The 1,013-nt window shown below is 66.1% G+C and carries 1 protein-coding gene; it reads right to left on the bottom strand.

Going from position 1 to position 1,013, the window contains the following annotated elements; translation table 11 throughout:
* Positions 1-1,013 (bottom strand): mannose-1-phosphate guanylyltransferase/mannose-6-phosphate isomerase (locus XH84_RS31770; protein ID WP_128948531.1); only part of this gene is annotated, 1,013 nt, incomplete at both ends.

The following is a 1,013-nucleotide window of genomic DNA, read 5'->3' as shown; positions in this document are numbered from 1 at the left end:
GGGATGTAGATCGACTCGTTCTCGTGCACGGTCTTCAAGGTCTCGTTGACGGTCACCTGCGCGGTGCCGCGGACCACGATCCAGTGCTCGGCGCGATGATGATGCTTCTGCAGCGACAGCCGCCCGCCCGGCTTCACCACGATGCGCTTGACCTGATGGCGTTCGCCATTGTCGACGGACTGGTAGCTGCCCCAGGGCCGGTGCACCTTGAGATGCTCCTCGGTGACCTTCGGCGCGACCGCCTTCAGCTTGGTCACGAGACGCTTCAGGCCGTTGGCATCCTTCTGGCGCGAGACCAGCACCGCATCCGCGGTTGCGACCACGACGAGATCGTCGACGCCTTCGAGCGCGACCAGCGCCTGGTCGGTGGTGACGTTGCAATTGCGGGAATCCTCGAACACCGCGGCGCCATGCGCGGCATTGCCCTGCGCGTCCTTCTCGGACAATTCCCACACCGCGTGCCAGGAGCCGACGTCGGACCAGCCACACGACACCGGCACGACGGCTGCGCGCGCGGTCTTCTCCATCACGGCATAGTCGATCGAGATCGCCTTCGCCGCGCCGAACGCTTCCGGCTCCAGCGTGACGAAGCCGAGATCGCGACCGGCATTGTTGACCGCATTGGTGACGGCCTCGACGCTTGCGGCATCGACCTTGCGATATTCGTCGAGCAAGACGCTCGCCGGGAACATGAAGTTGCCGCTGTTCCAGAGATAGCCCGAATTGACGTAGTCGGAGGCCTTCACCGCGTCCGGCTTCTCGACGAAGCGCGCGACGGCATGTACCTCGCCGGAGATCACCTCGCCCGGATTGATATAGCCGTATTCGGTCGCCGGCCGCTCCGGCTTGACGCCGAAGGTGACGATGCGCCCGGTGCTCGCGGCCGCAAGTCCCTCGCGGCAGGCGGCGACGAAAGCGGCATTGTCCTGCACGACGTGGTCGGCGGCGAGCGCGAGCACGATGGCTTCGCTGGCGCGGTTCTGCGCGAACACCGCGCCGGCCGCGATCGCAGG

Origin of the sequence: Bradyrhizobium nanningense, assembly GCF_004114535.1 — a bacterium.
In the GTDB taxonomy this organism is placed as follows: domain Bacteria; phylum Pseudomonadota; class Alphaproteobacteria; order Rhizobiales; family Xanthobacteraceae; genus Bradyrhizobium; species Bradyrhizobium nanningense.
Note: the sequence above shows the minus strand (reverse complement) of the source record. Positions and strands in the feature narration are given on the sequence as shown.